15 protein-coding genes and 1 tRNA gene are annotated in these 20,913 nt (G+C 54.3%); 14 read left to right on the top strand and 2 right to left on the bottom strand.

What is annotated here, in order from left to right; all coding sequences use genetic code 11:
- The first annotated feature begins 26 nt into the window (after positions 1-26).
- The 5 genes from ssb to ACR3ZL_RS04950 all read left to right on the top strand — a co-directional run bounded on the left by ssb (position 27) and on the right by ACR3ZL_RS04950 (position 3,525).
- Positions 27-512, top strand: a complete 486-nt coding sequence (gene ssb / locus ACR3ZL_RS04930) for a single-stranded DNA-binding protein (RefSeq protein WP_473649000.1) — start codon at positions 27-29, stop codon at positions 510-512.
- Positions 513-566: 54 nt separating this feature from the next.
- On the top strand, positions 567-1,109 hold the full coding sequence (gene rplI / locus ACR3ZL_RS04935; protein ID WP_473648999.1) for a 50S ribosomal protein L9: 543 nt from the start codon (positions 567-569) through the stop codon (positions 1,107-1,109).
- Positions 1,110-1,192: 83 nt separating this feature from the next.
- Positions 1,193-1,276, top strand: a tRNA-Leu gene (locus ACR3ZL_RS04940).
- Positions 1,277-1,460: 184 nt separating this feature from the next.
- Positions 1,461-2,516 carry an SPFH domain-containing protein gene (locus ACR3ZL_RS04945; protein ID WP_473648998.1) on the top strand — a complete coding sequence of 352 codons (1,056 nt, stop codon included), beginning with the start codon at positions 1,461-1,463 and terminating at the stop codon, positions 2,514-2,516.
- Positions 2,517-2,607: 91 nt separating this feature from the next.
- Positions 2,608-3,525, top strand: a complete 918-nt coding sequence (locus tag ACR3ZL_RS04950) for an SPFH domain-containing protein (protein WP_473648997.1) — start codon at positions 2,608-2,610, stop codon at positions 3,523-3,525.
- A 57-nt stretch (positions 3,526-3,582) separates the two neighbouring features.
- On the opposite strand, the gene ACR3ZL_RS04955 is transcribed toward ACR3ZL_RS04950, so the two are convergent.
- Positions 3,583-4,338, bottom strand: a complete 756-nt coding sequence (locus ACR3ZL_RS04955; RefSeq protein ID WP_473648996.1) for a hypothetical protein — start codon at positions 4,336-4,338, stop codon at positions 3,583-3,585.
- Between the two features lie 200 nt (positions 4,339-4,538).
- On the opposite strand from ACR3ZL_RS04955, the gene ACR3ZL_RS04960 reads away from it, so the two are divergent.
- The 5 genes from ACR3ZL_RS04960 to ACR3ZL_RS04980 all read left to right on the top strand — a co-directional run bounded on the left by ACR3ZL_RS04960 (position 4,539) and on the right by ACR3ZL_RS04980 (position 14,338).
- Positions 4,539-5,444, top strand: a complete 906-nt coding sequence (locus ACR3ZL_RS04960) for a DUF58 domain-containing protein (protein ID WP_473653398.1) — start codon at positions 4,539-4,541, stop codon at positions 5,442-5,444.
- On the top strand, positions 5,441-7,588 hold the full coding sequence (locus ACR3ZL_RS04965) for a vWA domain-containing protein (RefSeq protein WP_473648995.1): 2,148 nt from the start codon (positions 5,441-5,443) through the stop codon (positions 7,586-7,588). Before ACR3ZL_RS04960 ends, ACR3ZL_RS04965 begins: the two co-directional genes overlap by 4 nt.
- Before the next feature lie 227 nt (positions 7,589-7,815).
- On the top strand, positions 7,816-9,507 hold the full coding sequence (locus tag ACR3ZL_RS04970; RefSeq protein ID WP_473648994.1) for a sodium:neurotransmitter symporter family protein: 1,692 nt from the start codon (positions 7,816-7,818) through the stop codon (positions 9,505-9,507).
- Positions 9,508-9,785: 278 nt separating this feature from the next.
- Positions 9,786-13,454 (top strand): secretin N-terminal domain-containing protein, encoded by a 3,669-nt coding sequence (locus ACR3ZL_RS04975; RefSeq protein ID WP_473648993.1) that lies wholly within the window; start codon positions 9,786-9,788, stop codon positions 13,452-13,454.
- Positions 13,455-13,480: 26 nt separating this feature from the next.
- Positions 13,481-14,338 carry a hypothetical protein gene (locus ACR3ZL_RS04980; RefSeq protein WP_486173244.1) on the top strand — a complete coding sequence of 286 codons (858 nt, stop codon included), beginning with the start codon at positions 13,481-13,483 and terminating at the stop codon, positions 14,336-14,338.
- A gap of 227 nt (positions 14,339-14,565) precedes the next feature.
- Here ACR3ZL_RS04980 and ACR3ZL_RS04985 read toward each other — a convergent pair whose 3' ends face one another.
- Positions 14,566-14,763, bottom strand: coding sequence for a hypothetical protein (locus ACR3ZL_RS04985; RefSeq protein ID WP_473648991.1), 198 nt, complete (start codon positions 14,761-14,763; stop codon positions 14,566-14,568).
- A gap of 454 nt (positions 14,764-15,217) precedes the next feature.
- Between ACR3ZL_RS04985 and ACR3ZL_RS04990 the strand changes: the two genes are divergently transcribed.
- The 4 genes from ACR3ZL_RS04990 (at position 15,218) to ACR3ZL_RS05005 (ending at position 20,826) form a co-directional block, all read left to right on the top strand.
- A complete protein-coding gene (locus ACR3ZL_RS04990; protein ID WP_473648990.1) occupies positions 15,218-15,691 on the top strand; it encodes a hypothetical protein in 474 nt (157 codons plus the stop codon).
- A 167-nt stretch (positions 15,692-15,858) separates the two neighbouring features.
- A complete protein-coding gene (locus tag ACR3ZL_RS04995) occupies positions 15,859-17,007 on the top strand; it encodes a glycoside hydrolase family 130 protein (protein WP_473648989.1) in 1,149 nt (382 codons plus the stop codon).
- Positions 17,004-19,268 (top strand): glycosyltransferase family 4 protein, encoded by a 2,265-nt coding sequence (locus tag ACR3ZL_RS05000; protein ID WP_473648988.1) that lies wholly within the window; start codon positions 17,004-17,006, stop codon positions 19,266-19,268. The genes ACR3ZL_RS04995 and ACR3ZL_RS05000 overlap by 4 nt, the downstream gene beginning before the upstream one ends.
- Before the next feature lie 112 nt (positions 19,269-19,380).
- Positions 19,381-20,826, top strand: a complete 1,446-nt coding sequence (locus ACR3ZL_RS05005; protein WP_473648987.1) for a glycoside hydrolase family 130 protein — start codon at positions 19,381-19,383, stop codon at positions 20,824-20,826.
- Positions 20,827-20,913: the final 87 nt, after the last annotated feature.

Genomic DNA, 20,913 nt, shown 5'->3' on the forward strand with positions numbered 1-20,913 from the left:
CTTGATCCGCAAAGGAAACGTCCCCCATGGCTAGTTTCAATCGCGTTGTCTTGATGGGGAATCTGACTCGGGACATCGAGCTTCGCTATCTACCTAGTGGAATGGCGGTTGCGGAGTTCGGGTTGGCGGTGAACGATCGACGTAAAACATCAGATGGACAGTGGGTCGATGATCCTTCGTTCTTTGATATCACGCTGTTTGGAAGAACAGCAGAAGTTGCCAGCGAGTACCTCTCCAAAGGCTCGCCGGTATTAATCGAAGGGCGTCTCAAACAAGACACCTGGGAAAAAGACGGTCAAAAGCGTTCTAAGGTCAAAGTCATTGGCGAGCGAATGCAGATGGTCGGCGCCAAAGGCGGCGGCAACGGTGGTGGAGGAGGAGGCGGTGCCCCTGCTCGCCAGTCTGGTTCAGACTATAGCCAGCAATCGCGACCACCCGCCTCGCAGCCTGCTCGTGATGCCCAACCGACTGGTGACGGCCCCGGGTACGATGAACCCGACATTCCGTTTTAACACCGACAATATTGATTTAAAAACATACCCTTTCCAGTTCCAGAACTTTTAGCCATGACCAAAGCTGCTACCCGGCGTGCCAACAGCCACTTCAAACGATTGCCTAAGGGCCAAAACGGTGGTGTTCAACTACTGCTGATCCATAATGTCGAGCATCTCGGCAAGCAAGGTGATATCGTCGAAGTCAAGAACGGCTTCGCGTTGAACTACTTGTTGCCACAAGGTCTTGCCACCATCGCGACGGACCACCATACGCGTATGGTCGACAAACACCGCGAAAAACTGCGTGCTCTCGAATTGGAAAAGCTTCGCAGCTACCAAGAGCAAGCCGACGAGTTGGGCAAGCAGTCGATCACCATCGAAGCCAATGCCAACGACGAAGGCCACCTCTACGGCAGCGTCGGTCCTCACGAGATCGTCGACTCGCTCAAGGCCGCTGGCATTCATTTGGCTCAAGACCAAATCCGTTTGGATGGTCCTTTGAAGGAACTTGGGCTTTACACAGTCAAGGTTCATTTGCATAGTGAAGTAGATGCAAGCCTGAAGGTTTGGGTTGTCCCAACCGTCGCCGCTGAAGGTGGCGAACTGGGCGCATAATGGAAGTGTCGGTTTTCGGCGATGGTTGTTATCGGGCTAATGGCCTGTTGAGCACTGTCGCCCGATAACTGACGCGTTTCGAAGGGGCCGTGGCGGAACTGGCAGACGCGCTGGATTTAGGATCCAGTTCCTTTACTGGAGTGCAGGTTCGATTCCTGTCGGCCCTATTGATGAAAGGATCCGGAGCTTTTGGCTTCGGGTCCTTTTTTTATGCCATTACGAGTTTTCAGCGCCCTCTCCCGCTAGGACATGAGCCCTACCTACTAGGGCCCAGTTGCTGTCGCTATAAAGACTGGACTCACACCCGCCAACCGGGTGCCGTAATTTCGATGTCACTCGGAGAGGTCTTAGATGTTCAGCTTGTCGTGGTTTTTTATCGGGATTGCAGTCTACGCCGCAATTAAAATTTTGCCTGGCTGTCTCTATACGGTCTCGCCCGATCAGCGGGCGGTGAAAACCAGTTTTGGCGCGGCCCAGATCTTGCCGATGGTCGCAGAGTCCCCCGACATTCAGCCGCCGATCGATCCGTCGCTCAGCGAAGATGAACGCAAGCGATACGAGTACCCTCAAGTGCGAGTGATCGGGCCCGGCGGGCCGTACTTCAAGTTGCCTTGGGAGAACGTCTACAAGGTCAGCGTTGCGACCCAGGCCATCGATATTTCTTGGGACCCTTCCAAGGCGCAAAGCACAATCGAGGCGGTCACTAAAGACAACCTGACCACCGGGGTCAACGGACAGATCCGTTATCGCGTCAGTGAAAACAATCTGTATCCTTATCTTTTCGGTGTCAGTCGCCCGCTTGAGCACGTGATGGGTTACTTCGTTTCAGTACTCCGTGAACGCATTGCCAATTTCGTCGACCCGCGAGGTCAAAGCTTGGTCGATCAAGCGGAACTCGAAGGGGGTGATTCCGAGCAAGCGACAACCGCCGACGGCACAGCGAGTTCGAGCGGAAGTGCGGTTGAGCTTTCCGAGGGGGTTTCGATCAACGATTTGCGTAAGAACTTGCCGTTGTTGAATCAGTACATGGAAGAGCAGTGTCGCAGCACGACGGGGCGTTACGGGATCGAATTGGATGCAGCTTTGATCACTGAAATCGACCCGCCCCCGGAAGTCGACCGTGCGTTGTCAGCTATCAATAGCACGCGTAACCAAGTGGCGGCCGACATCAGTACCGCGCGGGCGGATGCTGAGCAGCAGATCACGATGAGCGCTCGAGCGGTTGAGATCGCGACCAATAACGCACAAGCCGAAGTGGCTCCACTGCAGGAGTTAGCCGGGACGTTGTCTTCGATCAAAAAGGAAGGCGGTTCGGAATGTTTGCGTGCCTACCTTCGTAACGCTCGCGTTCCGTTGTTCAGTCGTGCTGGTCGCGTTGTGATGACCGATAGCAAGAAGTCCCGCTAGTTCCGCCGGGCAGGCTTTGCCTGTCCGCAGTCACCGCTCATTCATCTGAAGCGATTTTGCTTCGTCACCCTTATTATTCGGAACGAATACCATGTCCATGTTCCTCTTCGTCGCTGGTCTACTCTTCCTGCCCATTGTGTTGTGGATCGCTCGCGCGTTTGGCATTTACACGTGCGTGCAAGAATGCGAGGCCCAAGTTTTTACGTTGTTTGGAAAAGTGATCGGCACGCTCGATAAAGCCGGACTGCATTTCCCGGTCACTCACTTCGGCCCGCACGCGATGCTAATTCCGTTTTTTGGAAAACGGTACGTCGTCAACACTGCCTTGCGTCAGCACTACTTGCGAGGCCAAATGGTGAACTCGGAAGAAGGCACGCCGATGGGTGTTGGGATCTGGTACGAAATGCAAGTTGAGGAGCCCGTCTCGTATCTTTTCATCAACGCCAATCCAGACGGCTCGTTGCAGGCCAACGTGACGAGCTCGACCATTTCAACCTTGAGCAACCTCGAGATGGAAACCATGCTCGAGGATCGCCACAGTTTGAGCCGGACGGTACGGCAGGCTGTCTCGCCATTGTCGGAAAAGTGGGGCTACCGGCTCGGTTCGGTCTACATCCGTAAGGTGGAGTTCACCGACCGACAAATGGTCGACAACATTACCGAAAAGGTGGTCAAACGACTTGTGCAGGTCACCAGTGCGATGAAGCAGGACGGTGAGAACCGCGTTGGTCTGATCAAGAGTGAAACCGCGTTCAAGGTTTCGCAAAAGATGGCGGATGCGGCTGCCGCTCGACCAGAAATCGTGGGTAAGAAGCTCAACGAGATTGGTAAAGATGACGCCGAGGTTCTTAGCACCGTGCTAGAAATCATGGAGGTCAATGGATTGATCGAATCTGGAGCCGCGATCGATATCCTGCCTGAGAATGGCAACATGCTTTACCAGGTTGGCGGGAACGGCGGCGGCAGAAGCCCGATGGTTGCTGAGCCGATTAACGTTTACGAAGCATAACTTCGGAACGACGCCGCTTTGTCAAGCATGACGTTGGCAAGCGGTTGGACCGATCGCCTAGAAGCCGCCTTCCGTCTTGGCCGTGTGGATTTCCTTTTCAAGGATGGTGGCCATGTCGGTTCGGGCGAACGCTTGGTCGGGGATTTCGGCGCGATCGCCGAGTAGCTTGGCTCGCTTAACCACCTCGGCAACATCGTCTTGCTGTAACGGTTGTTTCAGTGCTCGACCGATTGGCGTGTCGTCGACTACGGCAACGGGATCGAGCACATCGACGATATCAAAAACGGTGGCTTGGTTGGTCTCGATGGCACGGCGGGCACGGGACAGTTGCTTTAGTGCCTCCGCTTTGTCTTCGTCCGCAAAATTGGTTTCGACGAAGGTGTCCACCGCATCGAGTTCGCCCCAGTGGGGTATGGGCAACCGAACGATTCGCTGCATGACCGCCGACGCGAGAGAGGGCTCGTAGTTCGGGTTTTGCATCTCTTTAACGAGTTCTTCGAGTTGCTGGATTACGCGTGCTTTGTCGTCTGGCTCGAGTAAGCTTTGTTCGATGTTGGGGATGAATCCCTGTAGCGAGCGGGCAGCAATCTCGGTGCGTTTTTGGAACAAGATCCAAGTGGTCACCCCGCAAAGGATGAAACCCACCATTAGCATCAGTAAGGTGCCTGCGACTACCGCCGGCATGCAACCGGGGGATTCGTCCTCCGCTTTGCTCACGGAGACGTCTTCGTCGTTCTGCTTGTTATCCGTTGAGTTCGCATCGCCGGGTGTTTCGTCATCGGGGACAGAGGCTTGCTGGGGTTCTTTAGGCATGGGGGAGCTTTGGTCAAAAATGGCTCGGGAAACCATCAGCTTAGAATGAACCCGACGTCTCAGGTAGCGGTGAAATCAGCTAAGCTATTCGCATGGCAATTCCAACCACTCAAGCCGAAATTTCGCCGGACAGCGAAGGCCGTTCCGATCAAGCCGATGGTAGCCGCGACGGCGAAAACGGTCCGTTGCTTTCGCCCGCGATGCTGCAGCGTTTGGAACGGCTCGAATTGGTCTCTCGCAAGATATTCCGCGGCCGTATGAAGGGCGAGCGAATCAGTCGCCGGAAAGGCCAGAGCGTCGAGTTTGCTGACTTCCGCAACTACGTTCCTGGCGATGACCTACGGCTGATCGATTGGAATTTGTACGCGAGATTAGATCAATTGTTCTTGAAGCTTTTTCAAGAGGAAGAGGATCTGCACTTTTATGGGCTGATCGATGCCAGCGCGTCGATGAACTTTGGGACGCCTAATAAACTTCGTGTGGCGAAGCAGTTGGCGGCGGCGTTGGGCTATATCGGATTGTGCCGTGGTGATCGTGTGTCAGTCCAGGCGTTAGGCCCGTCAGGCCGCAACGCACCCGTCGTTCGCTCGCGTGGGGCACTTTGGAAGATGTTGAAGTATCTCGACGGCATTCAACCGGGCAAGTCGGTCGGACGGGATGGAGCGATCGCTTCCGATGTCGACAATGCGAACTCGAATAACGTTTCCTTGCACGATGGAGTCAAGGACTTTGTGACGCGTGGTATGTCCACCGGCGTGGTTGTCCTGATCACGGATCTGATGGATAAGGCGGGCTATGAATCGGCACTACGGATGTTGATCGGTCGCCAAATGGATGTGTTCGTATTGCAGGTCCTGTCACAAGAGGAACTCGAACCGCCACTACGAGGGGACCGGCGGTTGATCGATGTCGAAGACGGTGACGCAGCCGAAATCACCGTTAACCAATATGTCTTGGATCGATATCAAGAAAACTTGAAAGCATTCTTGCAAGAGGCACGCCACTACTGTGCCAAGCGATCGATCGTGCATGTGCTGGTGCCAACGGACACGCCTATTGAAACCGTCATGACGAAGTATTTGCGGTCGCGAGGGATTGTGCGATGAGCGATCTCGTTTTGTATTTCAGTCAAATGAACTTCACGCCTGCCTTAACCGGAATGTGGCCTTGGTTGGTGCTCGGGGCTGTGCCGCTGGGCATCGTGTTGTTGTATTTTTTGAAACTGCGTCGCGAACCGGTGGAGGTCCCCAGCACCTACTTGTGGTCGCGGACGATTGAAGACTTGCACGTCAACAGTTTATTGCAGCGGCTTCGTAACAGCGTGTTATTGTTCTTGCAGCTTGCCGCCGTGTTGTTAGCCGGGCTCGCGTTGTTTCGGCCCGGGGTGCGTGATGAGTCCGCCTCGCTAGGCCGTTTGGTTTTCCTGCTTGACGCATCGGCCAGCATGCAGGCGCCGGTTGGAACAGCTTCACCCGTCGAGCCAGCTTCGTCTGGCAACGCCCAGGGTTCTAGCGGAGGTGCTCAACCCAATTCGTCCCAAGCAAACGGTGCAACTTCCGGTGACGCGAACGTCAATCGGTCGGGGCAAACCCGTTTTGAGCAAGCGGTTGAGCAGATCGGTGGTCGCATCGATTCGATGACCGATACGGAAACCGCCATGTTGATCGTTTTCAGTGACCGGGCCGAGGTGATGCAGGCGTTCACGTCGGACCGCAACCGATTGCGAGACGCGCTAAATCGATGCGAGGTCACCAACCGACCCACCGATATCTTGGGGGCATTGAAGGCGGCCGATGGGCTTGCCAATCCGCGGCGAACCAGCCAGATCGATGACATCGGCGATGTGCAGGTCGCCGATGCGTTGCCCGCGGAGTTGTTGCTGTACAGCGACGGGGGTTTCGAAGAAGTCACCGAATTCAGCCTCGGCAATTTGCAGCCGACCTATCATGCAATCGGCTCATCGCAAACTACGAACCTTGCAATCGTTTCTTTTTCGGCCAATCGCGACCTGAATGATTCGACTCAAGTCGAAGCGTTCGCCACTATCGTCAACACCGGACAACAATCGGCTAGTGGCGAGGCATCGTTGTTTCTAGATGGGCAGTTGATCGATGCTGCGTCGGTCAGTTTAGAGCCCGGCGATCAAACGGGTTTGTCATTCGGGATCGAGTCCCAGGATTCGGTCCGCTTGCGATTGGAATTGGATGTCGAGGACGATCTTCCACTGGACAACTTGGCCTATGCGGCACTAACACCTTCGGGCCTCGTGTCCGTGTTGATTGTGACTGAAGGCAATCGTCCGCTCGAGCTGGGGTTAACGACCGACAAGATCAAACGTATCGCCGAGTGTGAGTTTGTTTCGCCGGATTTCTTAGAAACGGAGGCTTACTTGAAACGGTCGGTTGCCGGAGTGGATGATTTGATCATCTATGATCGTTGTCGGCCCAAAAGCCTGCCAGCAACTAGCACGTTTTCTATCGGTGCCCTGCCCAGCGACGAGTGGTCGTACACCAGTGACCCGAGCAGCTTGACGCTAATCGATGTGGATCGCACGCATCCCGTGCTGCGTTATCTTGAACTCTATTCCCTGCTCGTTTTTTCAGGACAAGCCATCGACGGACCCGACGGAACTCTCGATTTGATTGAGTCGGATCGAGGAACGGTGATGGCGATCTCGCCTCGGGGCAGTTATCGAGATTTGGTGCTGGGTTTCGATCTGGTCAGTCAAACCGATGACGGTGGCGTTCAGGCGAATACCAACTGGTACGCGGAAAGATCCTGGCCTGTGTTTTTATTCAACGTGCTGCGGCAAATGGCTGGGGCCTCGGCGTCGACCGCCGCTCCGTCGTATCGTCCGGGTGAGATGGTGTTGACCCGGTTGGAAAGCGCGCTGCGTGAGGTGACGTTGGTTCGTATTGGTGACGACGATCAAGAAAAAACGCTTGGCGAACTTGCCGTCGCAGAGGGTGGTGCGGTGGAAATCTCACAGACTCACGATACTGGTAATTTTCAGTTGGTCAGCAAAATCAACGGCGGTGAGTCCCAGGTGGTCGATCGTTTTGCGATCAATCTGTTCGATACCCGTGAGAGTGGTTTGGCGACCAAGCCGGATATTGAGCTAGGGTACGAAACGGTCGCCGCGACCCAAGAGGGTATTGAAACACGCCGCGAGTATTGGCGTCTTTTGCTGATGGTGGTGTTAGCGATTCTGGCGATCGAATGGTGGGTTTACACGCGCCGATTAGCCTGAGTTGTGCTTCGCGGTGTTTCCGTCGATCGGGGGTGAACCACCGGGCCGGGAGTTGGCGAGTTGCTTCGGGCAATCCATTCTCACCATAATTGTATCTTGTGTCTTTGTACTGAACCCCAGGAACTAAATACGGCTTTCTTGATCACACAAGCCAACCCACCGGTCGATGCCACCAGGCATGTTCTCTACAACAGGGGTCTCTCTTCGTCAAAAGAAAGGTCGCGTCGATGAATGATTCACCAGCTCACCAACCGGACAAGACTCCTGAGCCGGCTGCTCCTACCGAACCAAGCGAACTCACCCAGCCATCGGGACGCCCCAAAGAAGAATGGGGTAGTCGTATTGGGGTGGTCCTGGCGGTCGCCGGATCGGCAGTGGGGCTCGGCAACTTCCTGCGTTTCCCTGGCCAAGCGGCCCAAAACGGTGGCGGGGCGTTCTTGTTGCCCTACTTCATCTCGCTTTTGATCCTAGGAATTCCGCTCTGTTGGGCGGAATGGACGATGGGACGCTACGGGGGGATGCGTGGTTTTCACTCCGCTCCGGGCATCTTTAGCGTGATCTGCCGAACGCCCAAGGCTCGCTATCTAAGCGTGTTCGCGTTGCTGATCCCGCTGGTGATCTACATGTACTACATCGTGATCGAAGCATGGTGTCTGTGTTACGCGTGGAATTACGCGACCGGCTCTTTGATGATGGGAAGCGACGCGGAAGCCTATGAATCGTTTTTCGATTCGGTCGTCGGTGTGAACCAAGACGGGCATGTGTTCGGCGATGGTGCCGGTTTGCTCGTGTTCATTGGGATCACGTTCGTTGCCAACTTCGTCCTGATCTACCGCGGTGTCGCTAAGGGCATCGAGACATTTTGCAAGGTTGCCATTCCAGCGATGGTGGTTTGTGCGTTGTGCGTGTTGGTTCGAGTTTTGACCTTGCCCGAATCGGACGTCGAAGGCGGATTGGGGTTCATGTGGAATCCGCAGCCTGAAGCCCTTTTGAATCCAAAAACTTGGTTGGCCGCTTCCGGGCAAATTTTCTTCAGCCTGTCGGTCGGTTTCGGTGTGATCATTAACTATTCGAGCTATTTGACCAAGAAAGATGATGTCGTGCTCAGCGGGTTGACCGCTTCGAGCATGAACGAGTTCTTCGAGGTGTGTTTGGGTGGACTGATCACCTTGCCCGCAGCGTTCATGTTTCTTGGTGCCGGCGTGGCCTCGTTTGGGACGTTTGCCTTGGGATTTAACGCATTGCCGAACGTCTTCGCTCAAATGCCCGCCGGACAGTTGTTTGGCTTTCTGTGGTTCTTCATGCTGTTCTTGGCGGCGATCACTAGCAGTTTGTCGATGTTGCAGCCCGTCATCGCATTCTTCGAAGAAGGCTTCAACATGGAACGCCATGTCTCGACGCCATTCTTGGGGATCATTGCACTGGGCGGTGCGTTTTTTGTCATCTACTTCTCCGCTGGCCTCAAGGCTCTCGACACGCTCGACTTCTGGGTTGGAACGCTGTTGATCTTTGTACTCGCGCTGATCCAGTCGGTCGTTTACGGATGGGTCTTCGGAATCGACGAAGGGGAACGGCAAGCCCACATCGGCGCTCACATTCGGATCCCACGGTTTGTGCAGTACATGCTGAAGTATGTCGTGCCGGTTTACCTGGGCGGGATCTTCATTGCGTTTTGCTACTTGAACGTTTTTGGCACCACTAATCCGGAAACCGGAGAATACGTACCGGGCTACTTCGATACGCTGCTTAGCGATTCGGTTGCTTCGATGTCGGTTATCTTCATTTTCTGTGTGACCCTCTTCCTCTTGCTGATGATTCATCTTGCTGGAAAAAACTGGATCCGAGACGGCCGGTTTGAATACATGCAGTCTCAAACAGATGAAAATTCAGATACCGCAGACCTTCCAGGAGCACACTAATGACTTTGGGTGGATGGATTGTAATGTCGCTTTCAATCGGCTCGGTGCTGACGCTTTTGACGTTTTGTCTATACAAAACGTTCACCATTCCGCCGGACCAAGACGACTAAAGGGCTCAAGAAGCGGTTCCTATTGTGACGAAGATACACATCGTGCGGCGGGTTCGTAATTCGCTGCAGTAGCGGGAGGCTTTCTCCTCCCCCGAGATCGTGTGTTGGGACAAGGAAGTCGCCGTGTTTGTACGCCGGATTGCTCACAGTTGTATTTTTGCGCCGTTGGTGCGCAGTTTTGTTCTGCTATCCGCTTTTGCGTTTTGTGGAATCTTCGCTGTCCCCACAACGGTGCAAGCCGATCGACCCAATGCACCGGAGTTAAGGCAACTTACCGTTCCGATGCCATTGGTTGAGGCGATTTCCACGCGCTTGAACCTGCACTATCACAGCGAAGTCGGTGTGAGCATCACGGCCGATGACCGCGTCGCTGCCGACGGGAAAAATGGCAGCATCTTGGTGATGGCGTCTCCTGATCTGCATCAGCAGATCGCTGAAGACACGCTGAAGCTGATCCAGCGACTTGAGCCTCAGCTGAACTCGGCCTCTAGCAGTTCCGCGACGGTCCATTTGATTCATGTTACCTGGCGTGAAACTGAAGACGCTTTAAAACTGATTGCCGGTGGGAATACTCCATTCACCACCAGTCGCAATGGTGAAAAGTCGTCCTTTCAAATCAAGCTAAATGGCGCGGCAGGCAGTTCGACTCAATTCGAGGTCGACCGCCGCACGAACCAGCTAACGATGACCGCGGACGAGTCTTCTTTGGATTCGTGGAAGGCCTTCATCAGTGCGTTGGACCGCCCGTCACGCTTCCGCGGTGAACAAACTCATGTCCACCGATTGGTCAACGCCGATGTCGCGCCTGTGCAGCGTGCGATTCGACTGATGCGGGAATTGGACGCGACACAGCGACGCCCGGTCCGCAAGGACCGACCTGTTTCGAATCGGAATAATACAAACCAATTCCGCACGGCTGCTTTTCAAAGCACCACTACGGAGGAAGAAGACTCCGAAACCCAATCCGCGGAAGTCGCTACTGCCGAAAGCGGTATGATCACAGAAGGCGGCGTGATTGGTGACACCGATATTCAAATCATTCCCGATTCGGGGCTGATCATTGTCAAGGGTGCCGAAAAGGATGTGCAGCGTATCAAGAAAGTGATCGCTGAAATTGAAGCACAAGCCAAACTCACCCAGCCCGAAGTCGAAGTGCGGCAACTTGAACACGCCGACGCCAACGCTGTCGCGACACTGCTTTCACAACTATACGAAGACGTCTTGTCTGCTCGCCAAGGCGAAGTCAGCATCACGTCATTGGACGCGCCCAACGCACTATTGTTAATTGGTCGCGCCGAAGCTATTAAGGCCGTTGTTGATCTGATTTCAAAGATCGACCAGCCGATTCCTGAGACTGATCGCTTGCGAGTGTTCCGCTTGAAGCATGCTTCGGCGACAGACGCGGAAACGACGATTCGTGAATTCTTTAGTAACCAACCCGGTGGCGATTCGGACAACCGTCCTGGACTTGGTAATCGCGTACGAATTTCGGCGGATTACCGCACCAATTCGCTGGTGATCGGTGCCTCGCCACGCGACATGGCCGAGGTCACCCGCTTGATCACGGACTTGGACGTTCAAGACATCCCGTCATCCAGTCAGATTAAGGTTTTCCCGCTGCGTAACGCACGCGCCGAAGACTTGGCACCGGTATTACAAGATGCCATTTCAGGTGAAGCCGAAGACGTACCTGGTGACACGACCGCACCGGCGACGACGTTATCGATCGTTGCGTTAGGTGGCGAAGACGGATCCGCGAACTCGGTGTTGGATAGCGGTGTGTTGACCGGGGCTCTGGTAACCGCCGACAACAATGCCAATGCGATCATCGTGCGTGCACCCGCTGCGGGATTGCCATTGATCGCTGAACTGATCCGCCAGCTTGACCAAGCCCCAGGGATCGATTCCTTGGTTAAGGTATTCACCATTGAAAACGGTGACGCTGCCCAGCTCACCACTGCACTGCAGAGTTTGTTCGGTGACGAAGCCGCTACATCCGGAACCAGCATCGGGGCCGGAAACCAAGCTGGTTTGCCCGCATTGTCGGCATCCCCGAGTGCCTTGGTCCCATTGCGATTCTCAACGGACATTCGCACCAATAGCATCATTGTGAGCGGAGCGGCCGAGGACCTCGAAGTTGTCGAGAGCATTTTGCTACGGCTTGATAGCACGGGCTTTGCCGAGCGAATCACTGAAGTGATCTGGTTGAAGAATCAAATTGCCGTCAACATTGCCACGGCGATTCAGGACTATGTCACCCAGCGGCAGCAGTTCCAAAACATTATTCCTCAATTCCAACAAGGACTCGGCCCATTCGATCTTCCCGATCGTGATGTGATCGTCGTTCCTGAGGCTCAAACGAATAGCCTATTGATCAGTGTTTCGCCTCGCTTGTATGAAGAGGTGCGACGTTTGATCGACCGCCTGGATCGTCGTCCACCGATGATCTTGATCAAGACCTTGATCGCGGAAGTCATTCTAGAAGACGGCTTTGAAATCGGTGGCGAAGTTGGGTTACAAGATTCGATTCTGTTTGATCGTGGGAAGGCGACTGGAACCATTGCAGCCGCAAACCCGGCTTCAGATCCAGGATTCAACTTTGGTGGAACGAATCTACCAAACGCAAACTCCTATAACCAAGAACACCTCGCTGCCCAAGGTTTGACTAACTTCAACGCGGCGGCGAGCCAGATCAGCGATCTCGGTTCGGGCGGGTTTGTGTTCTCGGCTGCTAGTGAATCGATCAACGTCTTTATGCGAACGTTGCAGATTGCCAACCGGCTGCAGATTCTGAGTCGTCCTGAGATCATGACGGCTGACAATACCGAAGGCTTCGTTCAAGTGGGTCAGAACTTCCCGCGACCAACCGACCTTCAGGTCACTCAGTTAGGGCAAACCCTGATCGGAATTGAAGATGTCGATATCGGGATCATCCTGCGTGTCACACCTCGTGTGGGTGCGGATGGACTGATCTTGATGGATATCGATGCGAGCCGTAGCGACGTGAACTTCAGTACCGGCCAAAACATCGGATTTGACAACAACAATAACCCGATTTTCGTGCCGGCCATCGACACCACCAACGCCCAGGCAACGGTAACCGCGTTCGACGGACAGACGGTAGTCTTCGGTGGATTGATCACCAAGCGACGTAGCAACTTCTCGCGAAAGGTGCCCTACCTCGGTGATATTCCTGTGCTGGGCACTTTCTTCAAGTACGAAGGCGAAGAAGAGAGACGCACCGAACTGTTGATTGTCATGACACCGACATTGGTGACGGGCCATGAAGATCTCGAGTACGTCAAGCAAGTTGAATCTAGCCGCATGAGCTGGTGCTTGGCCGACGTCGTTGAGGCTCACGGTGATGTCGGATTGTCGGGCGGTTATGGATTGTGGGGACCTGCAATTGGACCAACGATTTATCCCGACGTGCATCCAACCGTGGACGTTTTCCCAGCCGCCGACATGCCACGCAGTGCTGCGGAGCGTTACGTCCCTGTGGACTCGGGCGTGTCCGTCAACGGAGCTCTTCCGGCTGGCATTCAGTTGGGGCCCGGCGAGTCGATCGTCGAGCATGCGGACATGATCGGTTCGGAATCCTACGCTCCACAATCCTATGGATCCGGAGTTGTTGTTCCAGCCGAACCCGCTGTGATTCCTGAGCCAGTACGGCAAGCGACTCCACCGGAGTCGGTTCCGGCACGTCAGACCGAAGAACTACCGATGCCGCAAGCTTCTGTTGTGCCAAAGGTCTCGTCTGAAACACCTGCTTCATCACAGGCGTCGACGACTCGTTGGTCGAAGTTCAATGCTCGTCTGAGCTCGTTCAAGAAGTAGGTTCTACCTTCACTCCAGTAAGCATTATGAAATACTCTGCCATCGTCGCCATGATAGCGACCACCGTCACGCTGGTTGGATGCACGACTTTCCAGAAGGACAGCGATTCGTCCAGCATGTCGAAACGATTACGTGACCATATGCCATGGTCCAAGACCGACAAAGATGAGCAACCTGAGCCTTATCCTAATCCGGTCAAGTTGGTCGCTGTGTGGTCGCCGGAAACACTCACTCAAGCGGGACGAGTTCCCACTCGGGGTTTTGGTGGTCGAGTGTTTTTCTATGACGAAAAATCGCGTCCCGTCCCAGTCGAAGGGACGCTGGTTGTGCACGCTTTCGACGAAGATTCCAAGTCAGAAAAGCCGGAAGTGAAACGGTATGAATTCACTCCGGAACAATTCACGACTCACTTCAGCAGCACCGACCTCGGTGCTTCGTATAGCGTTTGGATTCCTTGGGATGCTGTCGGTGGTCGTCAACAACGGGTTGCATTAGTTGCTTCATTCAAAGCCGCATCCGGAAAGACCTTGCAGGGATCATCGACAACCACGCTATTGCCTGGCGCAAAAACTGATCGCGATTCCGCGTTGGCCCAGCGATTCTCGCCTCAATACCGACAGTGGCAAGCTGCCGCCTCGGGAAGTGCCTCGCCCGCGAGTGGTCTGACCACAACTACCATTCAGCGTTCGGCCATTCCGGCTCGTTCGATGCCGACGGAACCTGGCCACATCCTTAGTTCGTCCACTTGGAACTTGGTGAACCAATCGTCCACCACGAGCGGCGTCAATGTGGCGATGCGATCCAACTCAGACGCTAAGTCTGATTCGAATCAACCGATCACCGTGCCTTCGATGCCTGCAGGAGCGAGACTACCGAACAAGTAGTTCGGCGTAAGCTCGATTAGCTGCCACGCTGCCACACCGCGAGTCAATCATTACTACGTCGTGCGGTGCGAGTCTTGTACGCGGAACGCATGAGCCGTTCGGTTCCGCACGGTTTAATGGACCATTTGTAGTGCTGAGAGTTCTGCAACTCACGCGGCACGGTAGGGCTCACGCTCTACCTCTCGTTTGAGTGCATACAGAACCGGGCTTAGTCCAGTCCGCGACCGTTAGCTAGCGACGCGCTGTACCTCGGCCTTCTCGTTGTTCTCTTCGAGGCGTCGAGCGGTTTCATCACGATACAGTTGCGTGCTGATTTTATGCGATGATTTTGGAGGTTCGTCATTGGGGCTGGAGGCTTTCAGGGTGAAGCCGCGAACAACGGGGGACGAAACGCCATGAACGGTTTGAATTTGATCGTGAGTCATGATTGAACCTGAATTGGAAGTGATTGCGTGTTTACAGTCATGAAGTAGGTGCATTTCGCGTGCCGGGCATGCCTGTAGTGGTAGGAATTGCAATAGATTCCCTTGCTAGCATTTCAAACACCGTTTGACCGTTGGGAGTCATCTAGGCAAGCTGGCTGACCAGACTTGATTTCGTCATCGCCCTCGAAAGCAAAGTACGCGGTACAGTGGCGACAGACTGCTACCGCGAATTGTTTTTCGGTTGCGATACGCCAAGAGTGTTAGAATCTGTCACCACGAGCGGGTATTCGCTGCCGGACGATCACTTTGCGATTGCGTTGAGTTTGAATCGTGGTAGCTTGAGATGTTGGCCTGCGCGAAACGAGCACTCACTTGCCGTTGCCAGTTTTGACCGTTGTTGCGGTTGAAAGCTCGCTATTCGCAATCCGCCTTTTGTTCTCGTTAAGGATTCTCCTTGGCAGACAATCGGCAGCAGGTCTTGCTCTTGCCCAAGGAGGCGAGCATGGCGGATTGTTTTGCTAAGACACCGCGTTACGTCCTGAAGGATGGTTCTCTTCCAACTAGTCCGATGGTGTCGGTAACAAAGTCCGACGTTCCGGCCACGGTCATCTTCGGCTTCTCTGATAAGCCTGAGTACGACCTTTTCTTAAAGGCCAGCTCTGTCGCATTGATGCCCTACCCAATGGTGAAGGGGTATCTGCAAAATCAGATCGCTTTGCGATCTGGGCCATTGAAATTGATTGCACTGGATGCGGCCGGTCCTCAACAGCCTGTCGTTCATGCGGCGACGTTCACGTCGGTGCTGGACGCGTTTCAGTCAGGGGCAGACAACGTCGCGATCTCGCATCAATTGCTCTTCGATGAGTTGTCTGGGGAGTACCGCGTTGAAGTGGTCTCCGGTGCAATTCCTGAGAACTCGGTCTCTTAGTTTGAGCTTAGTTTCTTGAACCGACATGCAGTCGTACGGTAGTGCACTCGCGTAGCGGTGCGGAAACGATCTTGATTCTGAACATGAATTGCCGGTGGCGAACGTCACTGAAGCCGCCAACAAACATGATTGGTTGGAGACATTACATTCTAAGTACGTCGTATCCCATGATCCCCCGTCTCTCTGACTCGCTCTTGTTGCAACCTTGCGATATCCAACCTTCGCAAAGCGGATGGGAAGTCGTTGGTGTTTTCAATCCAGCGGTAGCTGAAGTCAATGGAGGTTTGATCATGCTCGCGAGAGTTGCCGAACGCCCTAGTGAGAAGCGTCCAGGATGGACGGCACTTCCACGGTGGACTGATCAGCGAAACTTGTCGGTTGATTGGGTGCGAGACGAAGACCTACGAAAGTCTGATGCTCGCGTTGTTGCGTTGAAAGCAAGTGGCGATCTCCGATTGACCTCGGTGTCCCACTTTCAAGTTTTTCGTCAATCTGCATCGGGTGACGCAGATTGGGAATTCGTTGACACGCTATTACCCAGCGGTGATTGGGAAGAGTACGGCATTGAAGATCCTCGGATTACCAAGATTGATGACACCTACTGGATCACGTATGTTGCGGTCTCTCGATCGGGTGCTGCGACCGCACTCCTATCCTCGACTGATATGGTCAAGTTTCATCGCCATGGGATCATCTTTGCTTGCGAGAACAAAGACGTTGTGTTGTTTCCCGATCGCATCGCTGGCGACTTCCTGGCTCTGCACCGACCCAATCCCAGTTCCCACTTCAGCCGGCCACAAATATGGCTGGCCCGTTCGCCCGATTTGACTCATTGGGGCCGCCATGAACCGATTCTCAGTGGTCAAGAGTCCTGGGAAAGTGATCGTGTGGGCAGCGGAACGCCGCCAATCTTGACCGACGAAGGTTGGCTGACGCTCTACCACGGCAGTGCATCATCCAACGTCATTGGCACAGTGGGGTGTTATGCCGCCGGTGCACTATTGCTCGATCGCGAGGACCCTAGTCGTGTGATCGCTCGGTCAGGCAAGCCGATTATGGTGCCCACCACCGACTATGAAACCCTTGGTTTCGTACCCAACGTCGTTTTTCCGACCGCCATGTTGGACGTCGCGGACCAATGGCACGTTTTCTATGGAGCTGCCGATACCAATGTCGCCATGGCTCGATTTTCAAAGCAGGCGGTCTTCGATTCGCTCGTCCCAACCCAATCCACTGTAGCGGAAGGAAGCGAGCCCTCTGGTTTCATGACTCCGGACCGCTTGCGCCGTTCCGTCAACAAGGTAACACCATCATGACCAAGCCCGAACTACTAAATATCGCATTCGTTGGTGACTATCTACCTCGCAAGTGCGGAATTGCCACCTTCACCCACGATCTGCGAACGGCGATTGCCAAAGCTTCTGGTGCGAAGTGTATCGTAGTCCCGATGGACGACATTGCCGGTGGCTACGATTATGATAGCGAGGTCGAGTTTCAAGTCGTTGAGCAGGAGCTCGAAGACTACCGAGCCGCGGCTGACTTCCTGAATTTTAGCAACGTTGACATCGTCTGTTTGCAGCACGAGTTTGGAATCTACGGCGGTCCGTGCGGAAGCCACGTTCTGGCTCTGTTGCATGACTTGCGGATGCCCGTGGTGACCACGCTGCACACGGTTTTGTCAGAACCAAATCAAACGCAGCGTGCCGTCATGACGCAACTGATTCGGCTTTCAACACGTTTGGTTGTCATGACCGAACGTTGTCGGCAAACGCTTATCCATACGTATTCAGTCGATAGCGACCAAGTCGACTTGATCGCCCACGGCATTCCTACCGTGCCCGATACTGACCAAAGAATATTGAAAGAGCAATTCAATGTAGAGGACAAGGCGGTGGCGCTCACCTTTGGTTTGCTCTCGCCTGGAAAGGGAGTCGAGCATGTCCTTCAAGCGATTCCGGAAATCGTCGCTCAGTTTCCCGATTTCATCTACCTCGTCCTCGGTGCAACCCACCCCAGTCTGATTCGTGAACAGGGGGAACGGTACCGGATCAGTTTGGAACGCATGGCCAAAGAACTGGGCATCACCAAGCATGTCAGTTTTTACAACCGGTTTGTCGAGTTGGATGAGCTGACCGAATTCATTGGTGCGGCGGATCTGTACATCACGCCCTACTTGAACGTGCAACAAGCCGTGTCTGGCACGCTGGCGTACGCGTTCGGGTGCGGCCAGGCGGTGATCTCGACTCCCTATTGGCACGCCGAAGAATTGCTAGCCGATGGTCGCGGCGTGCTAGTTCCGTTCGCTGATCCGTCGGCGATCGCTCGCGAGGTGATCGGGTTGCTTGGCGATGATGACCGTCGGTTGGCAATGCGGGAACAGGCTCATCGGCTCGGTCGCAGCATGACCTGGGACCATGTTTCGCAGTCGTATTTAGAGTCTTTTCGGCAGGCCTTGGAAGAGCGTAGTAGTCAGCGGAAGCCTTTGGCCGTTCGCACGCTCGATGAGCAACCGCTCGCTTTACCCCAGATGCAGCTCGATCATCTCGAGCATCTCAGCGACTCGACAGGCATCATCCAGCACGCGATTTATACGATCCCTGAGCACGCCCATGGATATTGCACCGACGACAACGCGAGAGCATTGATCCTGACCGTATTGCTTGAGGAGTTGGGGAAGGATTCGCCGCTCGTGCATTCACTTGCCTCGCGTTATGCCGCCTTCCTGAACCATGCGTTCGACCGGGAAACAGGTCGGTTCCGTAACTTCATGAGTTTTGATCGTCGATGGCTTGAAGACAACGGTTCGGACGATTCGCAAGGCCGCGCGTTATGGGCTTTGGGAACATGCATTGGCCGGTCTCGTCGCGGAGGGATGGCTGCTTGGGCTCGTGAATTGTTCCTGATGGCAATGCCAGCGTGTGATCAAACCACATCGCCCCGAACTTGGGCACTGGGAATCATGGGGATTCAAGAATATCTGCGGCGGTATAGCGGTGATCGTGCTGCCACGACGATGAGCCAGCGACTCGCTGATCGGCTGATGGACATGTACGACGAGATCGCTACCAATGACTGGCCGTGGTTTGAAAACATTGCAACCTACAACAATGCGAAACTGTCCCAATCGCTGATCGCCCATGGTCGTTGGTCCGACGATCAACGAGCGAAGGAAATCGGTTTGAAATCCTTGCGATGGCTATGTGAAAAGCAGCTTTCGCCCGAAGGTCGTTTCCGTCCGATTGGTTCGAACGGGTTCAGTCGCGAGGGGAGTGTATCGGCCGTCTATGATCAACAGGCGATCGAAACCCACGCGATGGTCTCGTCTTCGATCGAGGCCTATGCAGCTACCAAAGATCCGTTTTGGAATGAACAAGCCCACCTCGCGTTCGATTGGTTCCTAGGTCGCAACGATCTCGGTCAACCAATCTATGACGCGTCCACAGGCGGCTGCTACGACGGCTTGATGGAAAACCGAGTCAACGAGAATCAGGGCGCTGAATCGACGCTCGCTTTCTTACTTTCTCTTGTCGAGATGCGTGGACTCAGTGCCACGATGCGGGTCGCGTCAGCATCGTAAGGCTCGGTCAGTTCTCTTTTTAGAAGGCACCGTCATGGATGAGGCAACGAGTTCTTTGCGTGCACCTAGTTAACGGACTCGTCGTCGTCTCCACTACCAAAACCAAAAATCTATGCACATCAAACGAACCGGTATCGTTCTTTCTCCGAACAAGCAACGTGTGGTCTTGCGGCCGTTTCAGCCGCCTGGTGACGATCGTGTGCTTCGCGTGATCGCACGTGTATGCACGCTGTCGGAAGACGAAATCAACCACTTGCTTGCCAACGTGTTCGAGGAATTCCATGGTCGTCACCAGAAGCCGAAAGAATTCTTTGAGCGTCGATTTCGCGAACTCCGACATCACTTGCTTACCGATGATCCTCTCAGCGAAAATCGTCGGTTACTGTTAGGGGCGTACTTCACACAAGAATACGCTTTGGAATCGGCCGCACTGTTCAATCCCTCGATGGTTTGGCACCCGGACCAATCGGGTTTGCCGTCAAGATCGCGGCGATTCGCGATGAGCCTGCGGGCCGTTGGCGAAGGTCACGTTTCTTCCATCGTATTTCGCAGCGGCACGATCAACAGCGACTTGAAGATTGCGATCGATGAACCCGTGCGTTTTGTCACAACGCCACGGTATGTACCCGATTCGTCTTACGACAATGGGTTGTTCCGGCGCAAACTGATCGAACTGGGGCTTGGCAACGCTTTCACCTATTCAGCCTTAGGCGAGTTACCCGATGAGTTCACTCTCGAACAACTCGAGACCCAACTCAATGCTTCACTTCGAGAGCACCGTTCCCATCATGACGAACTCGCACCTATGTTCGAGCAAGTGGTGATGTTGGCGAAATCCAACTATGAGATTCAGTACACGTCCGATCATGACCTTTCCGAGCGTCTGATCTTTCCGTTCAGTCCCACGGAAACTAACGGGATTGAAGACGCTCGCTTCGTTCATTTCAAAGACGATGATGGCAGCAGTCGTTATTACGCAACGTACAGTGCCTATGACGGTCGAATGGTGTTGCCACAGCTATTGGAAACCGAAGACTTCTTGCGGTTCAAGATGCACACCTTGAATGGTCCGGCCGTTTCCAACAAAGGAATGGCGTTGTTCCCCCGTAAGATCAACGGCCATTATGCGATGCTCGGGCGGCAAGACGGCGAGCATTTGTTCTTGATGTATTCCGACATGCTGTACTTTTGGCATACCAGTGAACTGATCATCAAACCCACCAAGCCATGGGAATATGTGCAAATGGGTAATTGCGGTTCACCGATCGAAACCGATGCCGGTTGGCTGGTGCTCACCCACGGTGTGGGTCCGATGCGAAAATACTGTATCGGTGCCATGCTCTTGGACTTGAAAGACCCCTCAAAGATTCTCGCACGACTGGATGAGCCTCTGATCACGCCCAACGAAGTTGAACGGGAAGGTTATGTGCCTAACGTCGTCTATACCTGCGGTGCGATCGTGCATCAAAAGCACCTCATCATTCCTTACGCCATGTCTGACTACGCCACCACGTTCGCCACCATCAAGGTTCACGAGCTACTCTCCGCCATGTCATAGGGAAACCACTTTTTCAGAGGAACCGCGCGAACCGTGCGGTTCTGCGTCGCTGAAGGACCCGCACCGATCCCCAATACCATCCCGTTT

Source organism: Rhodopirellula sp. J20-39, assembly GCF_057365095.1.

Bases quoted from the DNA above. Each gene is read 5' to 3' on its own strand.
- ssb (WP_473649000.1), top strand. From the start codon at position 27: ATGGCTAGTTTCAATCGCGTTGTCTTGATGGGGAATCTGACTCGGGAC.
- ACR3ZL_RS05000 (WP_473648988.1), top strand. From the start codon at position 17,004: ATGACCAAGCCCGAACTACTAAATATCGCATTCGTTGGTGACTATCTA.
- ACR3ZL_RS04985 (WP_473648991.1), bottom strand. From the start codon at position 14,763: ATGACTCACGATCAAATTCAAACCGTTCATGGCGTTTCGTCCCCCGTT.
- ACR3ZL_RS04950 (WP_473648997.1), top strand. From the start codon at position 2,608: ATGTCCATGTTCCTCTTCGTCGCTGGTCTACTCTTCCTGCCCATTGTG.
- rplI (WP_473648999.1), top strand. From the start codon at position 567: ATGACCAAAGCTGCTACCCGGCGTGCCAACAGCCACTTCAAACGATTG.
- ACR3ZL_RS04945 (WP_473648998.1), top strand. From the start codon at position 1,461: ATGTTCAGCTTGTCGTGGTTTTTTATCGGGATTGCAGTCTACGCCGCA.
- ACR3ZL_RS04965 (WP_473648995.1), top strand. From the start codon at position 5,441: ATGAGCGATCTCGTTTTGTATTTCAGTCAAATGAACTTCACGCCTGCC.
- ACR3ZL_RS04960 (WP_473653398.1), top strand. From the start codon at position 4,539: ATGCTGCAGCGTTTGGAACGGCTCGAATTGGTCTCTCGCAAGATATTC.
- ACR3ZL_RS04995 (WP_473648989.1), top strand. From the start codon at position 15,859: ATGATCCCCCGTCTCTCTGACTCGCTCTTGTTGCAACCTTGCGATATC.
- ACR3ZL_RS04980 (WP_486173244.1), top strand. From the start codon at position 13,481: ATGAAATACTCTGCCATCGTCGCCATGATAGCGACCACCGTCACGCTG.
- ACR3ZL_RS04955 (WP_473648996.1), bottom strand. From the start codon at position 4,338: ATGCCTAAAGAACCCCAGCAAGCCTCTGTCCCCGATGACGAAACACCC.
- ACR3ZL_RS05005 (WP_473648987.1), top strand. From the start codon at position 19,381: ATGCACATCAAACGAACCGGTATCGTTCTTTCTCCGAACAAGCAACGT.
- ACR3ZL_RS04970 (WP_473648994.1), top strand. From the start codon at position 7,816: ATGAATGATTCACCAGCTCACCAACCGGACAAGACTCCTGAGCCGGCT.